The following is a 15,607-nucleotide window of genomic DNA, read 5'->3' as shown; positions in this document are numbered from 1 at the left end:
GTGATCCTAGCTGCGGCCGGCGTGATTGTTCCGCACGGATCATTCGTTGTGCCTGCGGTTCAGTGTCCGCTGGCGTGAATGCCCGCCGCACGGCCGGTGCTGAAGGCGGCCTGAAAGTTGTAGCCACCGATCCAGCCGTCGACATCCAAAACCTCACCGGCGATGTACAGCCCCGGGGCCAGACGACTTTGCATTGTCCGGGGATCCACCTCCGACAATTGCACACCGCCGGCGGTGACTTCGGCTTTGGCAAACCCGCGTGTCCCGCTGACTGGAAACTCCGCCTGTTTCAGCCACTGAATCATCGATTCCAATTGTGGGCGTGAGAGTTGTGCCACCGTGGTATCTGCACCGGCGGCGGTGACCAGCCGCTGGGCCAAGCGGGATGGCAACCACTCGTTGACGATTGAGACCACGCCTCGCCGACCGCCGTCGCTGCGATCGGTCAATCGACTCTGGATTTCGGTTGGGGCCAGTTCCGGGACCAGATCCACTCTCAAGCGAACATCCCTCAGGCTTGCCGCCGCGGTCAAAGTCCCGCTGACGTCCATTGCGGCGGGCCCGGAGAATCCGAAGTGAGTGAACAGCCAGCTGCTGCGGCGGCTGATCAGGGGTTTGGACTTGGTCCCCGATGGGTGGCGCGAATGGACCGAGGCCACACAGTCCTCCAGGGTCAGACCGGACAGATCGTGCGTCCAGCGATCGCCGCCGACCAGCGGGACCAGCGCCGGCCGGGGGGGAACGATCGTGTGTCCGAGGGATCGCAGCCAGGCATACGCATCGCCGGTGGTTCCGCATCCGGGCCAGCTTTGGCCGCCGGCCGTGACGATCACGCGGTCGCACCGCAGCCACTCCGATTCGGTCTGCACGACCCACTGCTCGCCGTCCGGAAGCACTCGCTGGACTCCGCTGCGGAGCCGCAATCGGGTTCCCGCCTGGATCGCACGCCTTTGGAGAGCATCGCGAACATCCAAGGCCCGATCGGATTTGGGAAAGACCTTGCCGGTGGCTTCCGTTTTGGTCGCGACGCCGGCTTGCTGGAACATGGTTTGCACGTCGGCTGGGCCGAATGCCCCCACCGATTTCTGCAGGAATCGGCCTGCCTTGCCGAAGGCGGAGGCGATTCCGCGGGCGTCCGTGTCCTGCGTGATGTTGCAGCGCGTTCCGCCGGACATCAGGATTTTGACGCCCGTTTTGGTGTTTTTTTCAAGGAGCAACACGTCGGCACCTCGTTCGGCCGCTTCCGCTGCGGCCATCAAGCCGGCGGCGCCGGCTCCGATGACGACGATTTTAGGGCGTTCCATGAGGGGGCGTGCGACGAAATGGCTTAAATTTCCCGGCGGGTGTTTGACGGAAAGTCGTTCCAATCGGGCCGCGGGCTAATAAACTGAATCAGAGTAAAACAGAATGCTAGGGGCGAAGAATTCGCGATTCGGTTGACGATAATCCTGCCAGTGTCCCCTGCCCACCGGTGGCCCCTTCTCGCCAACCGATGTCCCACCTAGCGGCCACACCCTGTTGGCCCTGACACGTCACCCCGAATTGAACTTGCCTTGATCGAAACCCCCGCCGTGGGTGTTCGCCTGTCTCGGACGCTGCGGTCTGAATGTTGCGGTTGACCATTGACTTCCACGTGCGTGCGACTTGCCGTGCGTGCGAACGGAGTCAACGGTCGGGCCTGACGGCTTCCATCCGCTTGGCTTGCTTACCGGCTCACCTCCAGATTTGCTCTCATGTCTGTCGATAGTACCACTTCAACCTCCAGCGTTTCCCGCGACGATCGCGTCGACGGAGTTTCAGCCGCGAGTGGGAACCGGACCACGGGCGGCCCCCTGCCGTCTCGCCCGGTCGCCGAGCCCGGTCGGGCCGCGCGGTCGTTTTCGTTTGCCCAGGCACGGACGTTGATCGGAGACCTCACGGCGCCGAACCCCCGGATCTACTGGACGGACTTCCTGCTGTCGATCTTCGGCGGCTACCTCGCGTTCGCTGCGACCTTGCACGTTCCGCGTCTGTTCTGGCCCGCCCCTTGGGTGATTCCGGTGGTGATCGTTTCGTACTTGATCACGATTGCGTTGTTCATGCGGTCGGTGATGTTCATTCACGAACTGGTGCACCTGCCCAAAAAGGGGTTTCGAGGCTTTCGAATCGCCTGGAACCTGCTGTGTGGAATCCCCTTTTTCGTTCCGTCGTTCCTGTATTACCCGCACGTTGATCACCATCGACGCAAGCACTACGGGACGGACCATGATGGCGAGTACCTGGCGCTGAGCCATCACAGCCGATGGTTGATCATCGGGTTCATCGTGCAAGCGATGGTGATCCCGTTCTTGGGACTGTTTCGCTTCGTCGTCCTGAGTCCGATTTGCTGGTTCATCCCGGGCGCACGGCAATGGGTTCACCGGCATGCGTCCACGATGTTGGTCGATCCGTTTTATCAGCGAAACGACGCGTCGCCCGAGCTGATGCGAATTGTCCTTTTGCAAGAATTCGGGTGTTTTGTCGCCGGGTGCATGCTCCTGTTCCGGCAACGCATCGTGACGGGAGAATGGTTCGATCCGCTCTGGATCGTGGCGTACGCGGTTGCCATCGGGCTGTTGACGTTGAACGAAGTTCGCACGTTGGGAGCGCACCGCTGGACGGGCAAAGGGGAGGAAATGACTTTCGAGGAACAACTGCTCGACTCGGTCAACTACCCGGATCACGCCTGGATCAGCGAGTTGTGGGGACCGATCGGGACGCGTTATCACGCCCTGCATCACCTGTTTCCCCGTCTGCCTTATCACCATCTGCCGGAGGCTCATCGTCGGTTGGTGGAGGGGCTTCCTCCCGATTCGCCCTATCATGACACCATTGCGACGTCATTGACCAAGGAGTTGGTCGCCCTGTGGCGGCGAGCCCAGAATCGAGACCGTGCCGACAAGTCGGCCAAGGAACCGGCGGCGGTTTAGCATCGGGTCTATCCCATTGCCGGGCTTTCGCGAATGTGCGGCGGACCCGATAATGATGCCGTGGTTTTTCTGTCGTGCCGTCGCGGTGTGGTGGTGCGCCGCTCGCTCAATGGCCTGCAAATCCTGCTTCACCGTCCTGAATGCGGATCGTGCAGTTTGACTTTACCCTCCCCTTGGGAGGGTCGCCGAGGAGCTTGCGACGACGCGGGGAGGGCATGGTAGAAGTTGGAGGCACCCTCCCCAAAGGCTGGTCCCTCGCCTTTGACCCTCCCGCGAGCGGGAGGGTGAAGAGGCTGTTGTAGACACGCTCTCCAGGGAGACATGAGCTTGACTGCGTCAGTTTGAATACGCCCACCAAAGTGTTGGGCCCACCGGAGTGTTGGATTGGACGACAGTGGATCGAAGGGCGAGCAAATCCATGCGGGGTACGAGTTCGAATCCGGCATGTTTCAGCATTTCCGTTCCTGGGTGGATGTGGCCCCCTGGATTCGGCTGTTTCCCACGCTGCGGATCTTGGCTGCGCCGGTGCACGTCGCGATCGTGTTGGTCGCCTGGGCCGCGACCGTTCTGACGACTGCTCAACTGTTGCAGCCAGTTCCCACGGACCTTGCAGGCGGTTCGGTCTCGCTTCCCACGACTTTCCAGCAGGCGAGAAGTGTTCGCGGGCGCGGGGTTTCGCCGCTGCTCGCTGAGAATCGACTCACTCCGCAGCAGCCGGAAGACGATGTCGTGATGACTGCCCTGGCAAAACCGGACGAGCTGTTTGCCGGGTTGCCGCCGATCTTCGCGACGCTGCGACAGCAACGCGTCCTGCCGCTGGCGATCTTTCTGAGTTCGATGCTGCTGATCTGGGTCCCGGTGGTTTTAACGATCTCCCGTTCCGGTGCTGTGCTGGCAGCCGGTCGCCCGCTTCCCGAGATGGGGACCACGTTGCGATGGGTGCGGCGGCGGCTGGCGAAATCGCTACTGCTGCCGCTGGTCCCCTGGGTCTGCGTGTTGGCGTTTTCGATCGCTGTCTTCGTGTTGCGTCTGCCCAGTTTGTGGGTGGCAGCGCCCTGGTTGTCGGTGGTGACCGGCGCGATAGCGACGGTGCTCCTGCTGCCGGCTGGAATTCTGGCGTTCGGGGCGTTGTTCGCGACCCCCTTGGGACTGGCCGCGATGATCAACGAACCTGATCCGGATCCCATCGATTCGCTAAGCCGAGGCTATGAGTACCTGGTCCGGCGACCGCTGTCGTTGGTGTGGTATTGGATCGTCTCGGCAGCCCTGATCTACGTCGCATCTCGGTTGCTTGGTGGTGTGGTGACAGCGACGATGATTCTGGCTTCCATGGTGGGGACCCTGTTTTCACCGGACGCAACCTTTATCATGACCACTCGGACATTGGTGGAGGCGATCCACGTTGCCTGGTTGATCACACTGGGAATCGCTTTGCTGGGCGCCAGTTACTTGCTGCTGCGACGCGATGCGGGCGGGCAGGAGGTAGAGGATTTGTGGTTTCCTCCCGCGGAAGTGGATGAACCGTTGCCCGAACTCCCCGAACAGGCCTACAAATCGTGAACGTCACGCCACCTTCTCATTCTCGCACGTCACGCGACGATACGTCGCCGCGTGACGGTGGTGTTGGCGGTGCTCCGTCGGGCAACAGCCTGCGACGTCCTCGCTTCCAAATCAGTTTGACGGTGATGCTGCTGTTGATGGTCGTGTTCGCGTTCATCTCGGCAGCCTTCTTTTATGCGTCGCAGGTTCCGGCGATCCGGGAAGAGTTGAGTGTTTTGTTTTATGGAGAGGCCAAGGGCGGGGAAGAGGACGTGGGCCGCGCGGCCCACCGGGCCTTCATTCTGTTCACGTTCACGTCGCCGCTCCTGCTGGCCGGGCTGCTGTCGACGGCGCTGTCGATCATGAAACACTTTCACCGAGAGACCGCGTGAGCGGCGAGTCGGAAGCAATTTCGGCGATTCGTTACGCCCTCGCCGACCAAACTGTGCGGCCCGATTGTCTGGAGGCGTTCGCGGCGGCGCTCCTCCGTCATCACCGCAGTGCATTACGCTGTCGCGACGGAGTGGATCCGACGGAGTGGCCGTTTCCGGTCCAGGCGATTCCCTGGTATTCGCTTGGGTTTAAAAACCTGGATCCAGGTCGTCGTCCCAGCCGGATGCTTGACTACGCGGCTGGCGATTTTTTTCTGCAAGATGCCGGATCGATGCTGGCCCTGGCGGCGTGCCGGGCGGATGTTGCGGACCAGCAGCCGCGGCTGATTTGCGATCTGTGCGCCGCGCCTGGCGGAAAAGCCAGTGCGTTGCTGGAATCGATCGGTAGTGGTTTTTTGTTGGCCAATGAGCCGATCCGGTCGCGCGTGGCACCCCTGGCGTTCAATCTGGCGCGCACCGGCAATCCACGGTACGCGATTTCGAGTTCGGATCCGGACGTGTTGGCCGACCGACTGGCGGGACAATTCGATTTGGTGTTGGTTGATGCGCCCTGCAGCGGACAAGCGTTGTTGGGGCGGGGGAAGCAAAGTGTCGCGGCGTTGTCATCCCGGCAGATCGAACACAGCGCCGGCCGAGCCCGCAGAATTCTTTCAGCGGCGGTTCGGTTGCTGCGTCCCGGAGGGCAATTGGTGTTCAGCACGTGCACGTTCGCGGAGCAGGAGAATGAGTCGCAGGTCCGCTGGTTGTTGGGGCAACCCGAGATAGTGTCCGATCCTTTGGACCGGTTGTTGGCGTACCGCAGCAGCGAACTGGATTGCGCGTGGCGACTTTGGCCGCATCTGCATGATTGTGCAGGCGGTTTTGCCGCATCGTTGCGTGTGTCGGGGGCGACGGACGGCCGTCATGAAACGTCCGCGGTGACGAGGTCAACGGCCGGGCGAGGCCGTCGCCGTGACCCATCGGAAGCGATTCCGGATGGATTGGCGGAGTGGTACGAGGATCCGCCGCGCCGATGTTGCGTCCGCGGCGCCGTGGCGTGGGGCTGGCCCGACGATGCGCCGGAATGGACCGAGTCAGTGGCGGTTGCCGGGCCGGAGATCGCCTACCGAACCGGTCGCACATGGAAGCCTTCGTACGATGCCGCGTTGCGTCGAACCGGCAACATGCGGGCCGTCGGGTCGGTGGACGTTTCGGCCGACCAGGCGGTGTTGTTTCTCGGTGGACACCCGATCGAATGCGGCGGCAATGGGTGGTGCGTGGTGCGGCATCGCGGCCGTCCGTTGGGGTGGGCGAAGGTGACACGCAAAACCGGCAAAAACCATTTGCCCGCCGCAGCCCGGATGGACGGGGTGGATCCGCTGACTCGCGAAGCCACGCGCGAGTGACGAAGCGGACGCAACCATCTATACTCTAGCGTTGCCACCACGTTTTCGACCGGTTCCCCCACCACTCCCCACGCCACCCGGTCCGCCCGTTACGCGAAGATCTGGTCTTCAAAAGACCTCGGCGTCAACGAGCGTCCCCCCCCGAGTCTCCCTCCGTCGACTGCAGCGCAGGTTTTTCATGGAACGCTTTGGATTTCGCTTCTTTTTTATCGTGACCGCCCTGACGGGCTTTTTCACCATCAACCAATCGCGGGCGGAAGAGCCGCGGTTGGAACTTCATCCACGGCAGAAAATTGCCGTGGTCGGGAACTCGCTGGGCGAGCGGATGAACCTGTTCGGTCATTTCGAAACGCGGTTGCACCTGCGACACGGAGACCAGCAACTGCAATTCCGTAATTTCGCTTGGCCCGCCGACGAAGTCGGTCAGCGACAACGTCCAAGCAACTACACGACGATCGATGATCCGCTCAAGATTTTCGCCCCGGAAACGTACCTTTGTTTTTTCGGCGCCAATGAATCCTACGCCGGCACCGACCCGGAAACGGTTCAAGCCTTCCAGGACGCCTATCGAAGCTATTTGGAAGAGTTGAAATCGAAGTATTCGGGCGGCGAAGCTCAGTTCGTCTTGATCAGCCCGATCGCGTTCGAGTCGACCGGCAATGCCTTGTTGCCAGAAGCGGAGTCACGCAATGCCGCGTTGAAGGTTTATCGGGACGCGATCGAGAGTCTGGCCGACGAGATGAATGTCCCGTTTGTGGACGTCTACACCGAAACCAAGCAGCAGTTCGACGCCCAGCCGGGGATGCAATACACCATCAACGGCTTGCACTTGAACGAACAGGGTGATCAAGCGTTGGCTGAAATCCTGGAGCGTGGATTATTCGGAAACGCTCAAACCGCAGATTCGGAAAAGATGGATACCGTTCGCCGTTGGGTCAACGACAAGTCTTGGCTGCACCTCCAGGACTATCGGATGCTGAACGGTTGGTACGTCTATGGCGGACGTCGGACGTGGGATACCGAAACGTTTCCCAGCGAGTATCGAAAGATTCGCGAAATGGTCCGGGTGCGGGATCAATACATCTGGGATCTGGTAGCCGGAAATCCGGTGCCCGACCAACCGGACGATTCGAAAACCGGTCAGGTCGTGGTCCCCGAAACGATGTTCGGGACGCGTGACGACAACTTCCGCAAGATGCGTGAACCGGAAAAGCTGGTTTATCCCACGCCGGAAGAATCGATTGACATGATGTCGGTCCCCGAAGGCATGGAAGTCAAATTGTTCGCTTCGGAACGAGAGTTTCCCGAATTGGCCAATCCGAACCAAATCGCGTTCGACGCCAAGGGGCGACTGTGGGTTTCCTGCATGGCGAATTATCCCCAGTGGCAGCCGGGTGCGGCGCCGCCGGATGACCGGTTGTTGATCCTGGAGGACACCGACCAGGACGGCAAAGCCGACAAGTGCACCACGTTCTACGACAAACTGATCTGCCCGACCGGTTTCGAATTCTTTGACGGCGGTGTGCTGGTCGTTGACGAACCCCGAATCCTGTTTTTGAAAGACACCGATGGCGATGACCAGGCCGACCAGGTGGTCCACCTGATTGACGGGATCGCCACCGATGACACGCACCACACCATGGGGGCGTGGGAGTTTTCTCACGGTGGACGTCTTCACATGTTGGAGGGCATCGCGCTGTCGACCACGCTGGAGACTCCGTGGGGGCCGTTCCGCAACAAAGACACCGGCGGCGCGTACATCTTTGACCCGCGTTCGCTGAGCTTTTCGCACTACCGCACGCCCGGATACGGCAACCCCTGGTGTCTGGTGTTCGATAACTGGGGCAACGGGATCATTGGTGACGGAACGAACGCCAAGCAGCACTGGATTGAACCGCTGGCTGGCAAGGAAGTTCGGACCCGCAAAACGTTGCAACCGGTGTTCGACAACGAAGGCATGCGTCCGGCGGTCGGCAACGAATTTCTGCTTTCGCGTCACTTGCCGGATGACATGCAGGGCCAGTTCATTTACGCCTGCGTGATCAACATGCACGGCATGCCCCGTTTCAATCTACGCTACGAGACCGAAGGCGCCGGGTTTGAAGGGGAACGCGTGGAAGACTTGCTGTCCTCGACCGACATGATTTTCCGCCCGGTCGATCCCAAGATTGGTCCGGATGGTGCAATCTGGTTCGGCGACTGGTGCAACGCGTTGATCGGTCACATGCAGTATTCGCAGCGAGATCCGAATCGTGACCACACGCACGGTCGCGTCTACCGAATGATCAACAAGGAGCGACCGCTGCTGCCGATGGTGGATCTGACTCCGTTGAGCGAGGCGGAGTTGCTCAGCGAGTTGCTGGTCCCGGAACTGCGGACTCGCTATCGGGTTCGCCGCGTGCTGCGGGATCGCCCCAAGCAAGCGGTCGATGCGGCGATCAAATTGTGGATCGCCGACACGGACGATCCACAACGACTTTGTGAAGCACTCTGGATTCAGGAGAGTTTTCGCGATGTGGACACGAATCTGGTGGATCGAATTCTGCAAAGCGATGACAACCGCGCTCGGGCCGCTGCGATCCGGACGGTGATCAACGAACGCACTCGAATCCCGGCGGCGCACGATTACATCGCCGCGGCAACCTCCGATCCGCACCCCCGGGTTCGATTGGAAGCCGTTCGCGGGATCAGTTTCCTGGAATCCCCCGACGCGGTGGAGTTGGCCCTGTCGGTGACCAACTACCCGATGGATTACTGGTTGGATTACACCTTGGAGCACACGCTGTACGCGCTCGAACCGATGTGGTCCGAAGCTCAGAAGAATCCGGAGACCTTCCTGGCCTCAAGCACCGAACAGGCAAAGAACTACTTTCTGCGATTCCAACGACTCAGCGGACCGGGTGGTGAAGCCGTGGTTCCGTTGGAGATCGCCGACGACGTGGACGCTCCGGAAGATGAGCGGATGGCGGCGATCCGGCGGTTGACCGGAATTCGCGGCGGGAACGCGCGTCGGGGAGAACCGGTGTTCAAACAGGTGTGTTCCGGCTGTCACCAGGTCGGCGACCTGGGCAAAAAGTTCGGCCCGGATCTGTCGGACATCGGCATGCGAATGAACACGATGCAATTGATGCGTTCGATCCTGATGCCAAACCACGAGATCAGCAAGGGATACGAAACCATCAATGTGCTGACCGTTGACGGCGACGTTCAGAACGGTTTTGTCATCGAACGCACCGACGACGTGCTTTCGCTGGGCATCGCCGACGGAAAGCGCGTGGATATCCCGATCGATGACATTGAACTGGAACGTGAGATGAAGGCCAGTTCGATGCCGGAGGGGCTGATCAAGCAAATCGCGCCGATCGAATTCTTGGATCTGGTGGCGTTTCTTTCCGCCCAAAAGAACATCCAGAAAGTTTCGCGCGACGGTTGGGTCAGATCCAAGTATCGACAAGCGCCCCCGCCGCGAACCTACCAAGGGTCCGTGGAAGTGTCGCAGGACGCCGCCGTCAAGCTTGGCGAAGACTTCACCAATTCGGAGTGGAATCGCGAGGCGAATTTGCTTTTGGCGCCGGTTGATCGCGATAGCTTTGACTTCACGTTCCATTCGGAGCATGACGTCGATTCACCGGATATCACGATTCGCTTGGCGGAACCGAGGGTCGTGACCCATCTGTACTTGTCCAACCGAGTCAATCGCCAGTTTCATGATCGCGCCAAGGGATTGACCGTCTGGGTCAGCGAGGACGGAAAGTCGTATCGGAAAATCTGGCAAGCGGAAGAGATGGGTCCGGAGTGGATGGTCGATTTTCCGGATGACACCAAAGTCCAGTTCATTCGAATCGGATTGGATGGCAAAGGAACGTTCCACCTGAACCACGCGGTGGTCTACGGGAAGTGATGGCCTTTCTTCTGTAGGCACGCTCGCCAGAGCGTGCCGATCGCGCGTGTCACCACCGTCTGGCGACGGTGGCGACCGTGGGAATTCAACGTGCGTGTGCTGCTCCGCCGCGCTCGCCAGGCACCTCAATCGCCTGCCGTGATTTCCCGCAGGGCGTCGACCAATCGCCGCAGTTCTTCATCGCTCGTTTCCTCGCCGCAACTGATCCGCAGCGTTCCGTCATCGGGAGATTGCAATGCGGCGTGGATGAGCGCCGCACAGTGCAGTCCCGATCGGACTTCGATTCCGAATTCCGTGTCCAGAATCATTGCCAGCTCGCCGGCGGCGATCCCGTCGATGCACAGGCTGGCGACTGGCAGTTGGACGTGTTCGGGCTGTCCGATCAATCGGATCCCAGGAATCTCATGGAGTTCGCGATACAGCCGTTGAGCCAAGCCGCGGAGTCTTGCCGACGATGCCTCCAAGTGCTCCGCGGCGGGCGTTTCACTGCGGCGGTCCTGCAATCCGGCCAGCCAGCCCACCAAGGCGGGAACATTCATGTTTCCCGCTTCCAACGCGATCGGATACTCCAGCGGCATGTCAAGCGATTCCGAATTGTTTCCGGTGCCACCGAAGAGGGTCGGGCGCAGATGGGCATGCACGTTCAGTGAGGCGTACAGGAATCCGGTTCCCAACGGACCACATCCTCCCTTGTGGCCGGGGGCGGCCAGCAGGTCGATGTGGCACTGCCGGACCGACAGCGGCAGGTGTCCGAAAGTTTGGGCCGCGTCGCACAGGAACGCGGGTTTGTGGTCGCCACGATGTTCTTCGCGGAGCCGCGTCCCGATCTCACGAATCGGTTGCACGATCCCGTTAACATTCCCGGCGTGAAGCACGGCGACCATGCGCGTGTCCGATCGGACCGCTGATAGGAGTTCGGTGGGCTCCACGCGTCCGCTGGCGTCGACCGGGACGACCGTCCACTGGATCGTGCCTTGTCCCGCCAGGTGATGCAAAGGCCGCAGCACGCTGTTGTGCTCGGCGGCCGTCGTCACGACATGATCGCCCGGTTGCAGGTACCCCAAAATCGCGGCGTTCAATGCGGCGGTTCCACCGCTGTGCAGCGAGATTTCGTGTTCGGATTCGGCGTCGATCCATTCCGCAATTTCCCGTCGCAGCCGCCAGATGAACTGGGACGCCTCCTGAGACCGGCGGTAGGCGCCGCGCCCGGCGGCCGCTTCTTCCGTTTGTGAATAGCTCCGCATGGCGTCAAGCACCACGGCGGGCTTCGGAAAACGGGTGGCGGCGTGGTCAAGGTAAATTCGTTGGGTCATGGATGCGCGAAACTTCAACCTGGATCTGGTTCGGTAGGGTGGATCCACTGGCGGGAGTCGTCCTCGAACCACTCCTGTTTCCAAATCGGGACGTCGCGTTTCAGGCGATCCATGATCCAGGGAAGGGCGGCAAATGCATCGGGACGATGGGCGCTACTGCAGGCGATCAACACGCTCGCCTGTCCGATCGGAACCTCGCCCAAGCGGTGGACGATGATCAGCCGCGACAGCGAGAAACGCTCCCGAGCCGCTTCGGCAAGCGACTCCAATTCCCGCCGAGCCATCGGCGTGTAGGCCTGGTACGAGAGGGTTCGTGTTCGATGCACCGTACCCGCTTTGCTGATCGTGGTCCGACGGGTGCAGCCAAGGAACCAGGCTTGCGCGCCGCTATCGGGGTCCGACAGGTGACGTTGCCATTCGGACAATTCGATCGGTTCCGATTGGATGCAGACGATGCATTGCGAATCAGACATCAGCCGCCACTTACCGGAGGAATCAGTGCAATTTCAGACTCGGTTCCGTCCAACTGGTAATCCATTTCAACATATTCCTGATCGATCGCCAGACGGCTGAAGGAAATCAGGGGTGCCGCGTCGGGGAAAGAACGTTGCAGGGTCGCCAGCACGTCGGATGCCGTGGACGGTAGGTCGACGTCGATCTGGGCGGAATTGGATCCGACGTGTTCTCCCAGACCGGCGAAAAGAAGGATTTGGAGTTTCAAGAGGCTGCTTGGTTTCGGGCAGGAAGGTTCGAGACGACGAGGGGGCTGAAAAGGACGGTTGATCTTGAAAGATGTCCCGTCCACGTCGGATTCCCGGTCACGCGTCGACGGTCGATGCCAGTTGGTCAGCGATTTTTGGCAATCTGCCGTAGGCGTACGCGAGAATTTTGATCGGGTGCAGGGTCCGGCTTTCCGTCCCGTGTTCGATCTGCATCTTGCAGGAACTGCACTCGGTGCACGACAGCGGTAAATTGCTGCCCCGCATCGCGGAGATCATCGGCCAGCCGATCCGCAAGCTGTTCCGATAGTTCTTTCGCTGCAACCCCCAGGTGCCGGCCATGCCGCTGCACCCGCCCTCGATGTGCCGCATGGTTAGCCCGGGGATCAATTGCAAAAGCCGCACCGACGAGACGTCCGGATCCAAGACGCGCAAGTGACAGGGTTGGTGATAGGCAAACTCCACCTCGACCGGATGCAAATCCAGGTCCAGGTTTCCGTCGCGTTGAAGGGAATAAAAGTATTCACAGGCTTCGTACGAATTCTTCGCAACCAAGTGGGCGTCTTCATCGTCCAGCAAGTTCGGGTATTCGTGTTTCAGGCACAGGACGGCGGCGGGTTCGGTCGCCACGATCTTGTACCCGCTGCGGACGGCGTCGGACAGCATGCGGACATTGCGACGCGCGATCCGCCGGGCGCCCTTCAAGTCGCCCGCCGTGATGCGTGCCATGCCGCTTCCCGATTGAGCCGTCGGGACGTAGATCGCGATCCCGTTTTGCTGCAGAACTTCGGCCAAGGCCCGTCCCAAGTCGGGATCGTGGTAGTTGGCATAGTGGTCGACAAAGTACAAGACTTTGGCGCCGTCGCCGGCGGGCGGTTTGGTCCAACGACGGCGCGCCGCGTATCGCATGAAGCTTCCCGACGCGATCGGGGGCAGCTCTCGCGCCGATGAGATCCCGAACAGCTTTTCAGCAAACCAACGCGCCAGCGGGTTACGGAGCAGGGGATTGAACAGCCAGGGCATGCGAGATCCGATCGCGGCCACGGTGTCCAGTCGTCCGAGCAGCCGATCGGAGACGGGTTGGCCGTTGGTCGCGACGTATTGTGCTTTCAATTCGCCAACGATTTTCGGGATGTCGACGCTGGCGGGACATTCCAGTCGACATTGGTGACAGTTGAAACAGAGGTCGGCGACCGCCTTGGCCCGGTCACCGGCCAGCGACTCGACCGACACCTTTCCGCTCAGAACGCCGCGCAGCAGGTTGGCTTTGGCCCGTGGTGTGGCCTCTTCGGTTCGCATGGTTCGAAACACCGGGCACTGGCGTTCCGAGTCCGCGGTGGTGCGGCAACGGGCGCAACCGTTGCAGGACTGCACCACGTCATCAATCATCTCGTTGGGCGGCCAGTGTTGAAGCACGGGAAGTTCGGGGACCGAGGCGCGGCTGAGTCGCGCCATTTGAACCACCCGTTCCGAGGCCGGCACCAGAGTCCGGGTTTCCGACGAGATCTCGACGGTCTCGCCGACCGGCCGCAGGTTATCGTTGGGCTGTTGCAAGACCGCGCCGAACAGCTTCCCCGGATTCAATCGGTGTTGTGGGTCAAACAGACGCTTGATCTGACCCATCGCCGACCAGTACTCCCGGAACTGAGTCGGCAGCAGGGCACTTCGGCTGAGTCCGGCGGCGTGCTCGACGCCTACCTGGCCTCCGAAAGTCCACACGACCTCGGCAATCTCATACGCCACCCGGTTCATCTTTTGCCGGTCTTCCGCCCGGGACAGATCCAGGAACGGACGGAGGTGCAATTGGCCATGTCCGGCGTGCGCGAAGATGGTTGCCGTGCATTCATTGTCACGCAAATTGCCCTGAATCGCCGCCAAGGCCTCGGGCAATCGTTCGGCGGGAACCGCGATGTCTTCGGTAAACGGGATCGGCATCCCGGACCCCTTCAGCCGACTCAATCGTGGCGTGACGCGCCGACAGAGCGACCAGTATTGATCCCGTGTCTGCTGGTCCGTTGTGGCGACGCTGGAAAAGGCTGCATCGTCGCCGCGCGACAGTTCGCGACGAACGATCTGAATCCTGTTCTCAAGTTCTTCCAGGGAATCGCCTTGCAATTCCAACAGCAACATGGCTTCGGAAGCCCGCGGCAAAAGCGCGTCGAACTGCCGTTCCGTTTCACGAGCGATATCCAACAGACGTCGGCCCATCAAATCGCAGGCGACCGGTCCGTATTCCAAGGAATGGACCGCGGATCGGGCGGCCGATTCCAAGCGGTGATAAAACAGCAGGATCACGCCCCGGTGTCCCGGAATCGCTTCGGTTCGCACGGTGGCGTTGGCGACGACGGCCAGCGTGCCCTGGGTCCCCGTCAGAAATTTGGCCAGGTCGACGCGTCCTTCGTTATCAACGATCCCGTCCAGCCGATAACCGCCTCGCGCCGGGGGCGCTTGTTCCAACGCCTGCAGGGAAGACTCAAATTTGGAGCGAATCTCCAGAAGCCCCCGCGCCAGACGTCCGGCAGTTCCGGGTTCGTCCGGATGATGCTTGGAAACGTCCAGCCATTCGCCATCGACCGTGATGATTCGCATTGACGACACGTTGTCTCGGGCCGCGCCGCTGCGGAGATAGTGGCTTCCGGATGCGTTGACCGCCAGCACACCGCCCATTGTTGTGATGCTGCGGGTTGCCGGGTCGGGCCCAAACCATCGTCCCAACGGCCTCAGATTGCGATTCATTTCGGCCAGCGTCAGACCGGCTTGAACGGTGACCAATCCGTCGGACCCGTGGATCTGCATCCGACGCATGTAACGCGAAAAATCCAGCATCAACCCCGGGCCCAACGATTCACCTGCAACACCGCTGCCGCTGCCCCGCGGGTGAAGCGGAAGGTCATGTTCGGCGGCGTATTGGACCACCGCGATGACATCGGCATCGGAACGAGGCCGGACCACGCCGATCGGTTGGATCTCGTAGACGCTCGCGTCGGAGGCATACAGGGTGGTCGAGATGGGGTCGCACATCACGTCGCCCCGGACGATCCCCCGCAGGTCGTCTTGAATTCGTTGTCGATCGATCTCCATCCGGCTAGTTCGACTCCATCGGCTCGGTTTGGTCAAGTTGGCCGGGGCGGACCGGCTGCAGCGGGGGATTCAAGGTTTCGACGGGCGGGATTGAGCCGCCACGACGATGCGGCTGAACGTCAAGCGAGCGAAAGCGGGAAAGGGGATACGGATCGCTACGAGCGGACCGATCGGAATCAGCCGAAACCCACCCGCGGTCAGGACGACGTGGCTACGACTCGGATGCCTTAGGTGCTAAACTAGGGCTTGGTGCCCACCGTTAGGGCCCACCTTTAGGACTCTAGGGCCCACCTTTCGGGTTGATCCTCTGACGACCGCGGTGTCCGGCA

Annotated in this window: 10 protein-coding genes; 5 read left to right on the top strand and 5 right to left on the bottom strand. The window is 61.0% G+C overall.

From position 1 onward, the window contains the following. Window positions 1–59 precede the first annotated feature (59 nt). Window positions 60–1,304, bottom strand: coding sequence for a BaiN/RdsA family NAD(P)/FAD-dependent oxidoreductase (locus FYK55_RS04785; protein WP_150075214.1), 1,245 nt, complete (start codon window positions 1,302–1,304; stop codon window positions 60–62). Window positions 1,305–1,733: 429 nt separating this feature from the next. Here FYK55_RS04785 and FYK55_RS04780 point away from each other — a divergent pair, with 429 nt between their 5' ends. From FYK55_RS04780 to FYK55_RS04760, 5 genes are all read left to right on the top strand, one after another. Beyond that, window positions 1,734–2,948, top strand: coding sequence for a fatty acid desaturase family protein (locus FYK55_RS04780; protein ID WP_150075213.1), 1,215 nt, complete (start codon window positions 1,734–1,736; stop codon window positions 2,946–2,948). Window positions 2,949–3,392: 444 nt separating this feature from the next. After that, window positions 3,393–4,508 (top strand): hypothetical protein, encoded by a 1,116-nt coding sequence (locus FYK55_RS04775; protein ID WP_161604309.1) that lies wholly within the window; start codon window positions 3,393–3,395, stop codon window positions 4,506–4,508. 122 nt (window positions 4,509–4,630) lie between these two features. Further along, a complete protein-coding gene (locus FYK55_RS04770; RefSeq protein ID WP_150075211.1) occupies window positions 4,631–4,879 on the top strand; it encodes a hypothetical protein in 249 nt (82 codons plus the stop codon). After that, on the top strand, window positions 4,876–6,264 hold the full coding sequence (locus FYK55_RS04765; RefSeq protein ID WP_150075210.1) for a methyltransferase RsmF C-terminal domain-like protein: 1,389 nt from the start codon (window positions 4,876–4,878) through the stop codon (window positions 6,262–6,264). The genes FYK55_RS04770 and FYK55_RS04765 overlap by 4 nt, the downstream gene beginning before the upstream one ends. A gap of 178 nt (window positions 6,265–6,442) precedes the next feature. Then, entirely contained in the window at window positions 6,443–10,165 is a 3,723-nt protein-coding gene (locus FYK55_RS04760; protein WP_150075209.1) for a PVC-type heme-binding CxxCH protein, read from the top strand. A 125-nt stretch (window positions 10,166–10,290) separates the two neighbouring features. On the opposite strand, the gene FYK55_RS04755 is transcribed toward FYK55_RS04760, so the two are convergent. The 4 genes from FYK55_RS04755 to FYK55_RS04740 form a co-directional block, all read right to left on the bottom strand. Further along, on the bottom strand, window positions 10,291–11,478 hold the full coding sequence (locus FYK55_RS04755) for an aminotransferase class V-fold PLP-dependent enzyme (protein WP_150075208.1): 1,188 nt from the start codon (window positions 11,476–11,478) through the stop codon (window positions 10,291–10,293). A gap of 14 nt (window positions 11,479–11,492) precedes the next feature. Next, a complete protein-coding gene (locus FYK55_RS04750) occupies window positions 11,493–11,951 on the bottom strand; it encodes a molybdenum cofactor biosynthesis protein MoaE (protein ID WP_150075207.1) in 459 nt (152 codons plus the stop codon). Further along, window positions 11,951–12,199, bottom strand: a complete 249-nt coding sequence (locus FYK55_RS04745; protein WP_161604308.1) for a MoaD/ThiS family protein — start codon at window positions 12,197–12,199, stop codon at window positions 11,951–11,953. Before FYK55_RS04745 ends, FYK55_RS04750 begins: the two co-directional genes overlap by 1 nt. Window positions 12,200–12,296: 97 nt before the next feature. Further along, window positions 12,297–15,278, bottom strand: a complete 2,982-nt coding sequence (locus FYK55_RS04740) for an anaerobic glycerol-3-phosphate dehydrogenase subunit C (protein WP_150075205.1) — start codon at window positions 15,276–15,278, stop codon at window positions 12,297–12,299. Between the last annotated feature and the right edge of the window lie 329 nt (window positions 15,279–15,607).

The sequence above is a fragment of the Roseiconus nitratireducens genome (genome assembly GCF_008629675.1).
Lineage (GTDB): Bacteria > Planctomycetota > Planctomycetia > Pirellulales > Pirellulaceae > Stieleria > Stieleria nitratireducens.
Note: the sequence above shows the minus strand (reverse complement) of the source record. Positions and strands in the feature narration are given on the sequence as shown.

Coding starts and splice junctions, on each gene's coding strand:
- FYK55_RS04785 (WP_150075214.1), bottom strand. CDS start 1,304: ATGGAACGCCCTAAAATCGTCGTCATCGGAGCCGGCGCCGCCGGCTTG.
- FYK55_RS04780 (WP_150075213.1), top strand. CDS start 1,734: ATGTCTGTCGATAGTACCACTTCAACCTCCAGCGTTTCCCGCGACGAT.
- FYK55_RS04775 (WP_161604309.1), top strand. CDS start 3,393: ATGTTTCAGCATTTCCGTTCCTGGGTGGATGTGGCCCCCTGGATTCGG.
- FYK55_RS04760 (WP_150075209.1), top strand. CDS start 6,443: ATGGAACGCTTTGGATTTCGCTTCTTTTTTATCGTGACCGCCCTGACG.
- FYK55_RS04755 (WP_150075208.1), bottom strand. CDS start 11,478: ATGACCCAACGAATTTACCTTGACCACGCCGCCACCCGTTTTCCGAAG.
- FYK55_RS04750 (WP_150075207.1), bottom strand. CDS start 11,951: ATGTCTGATTCGCAATGCATCGTCTGCATCCAATCGGAACCGATCGAA.
- FYK55_RS04740 (WP_150075205.1), bottom strand. CDS start 15,278: ATGGAGATCGATCGACAACGAATTCAAGACGACCTGCGGGGGATCGTC.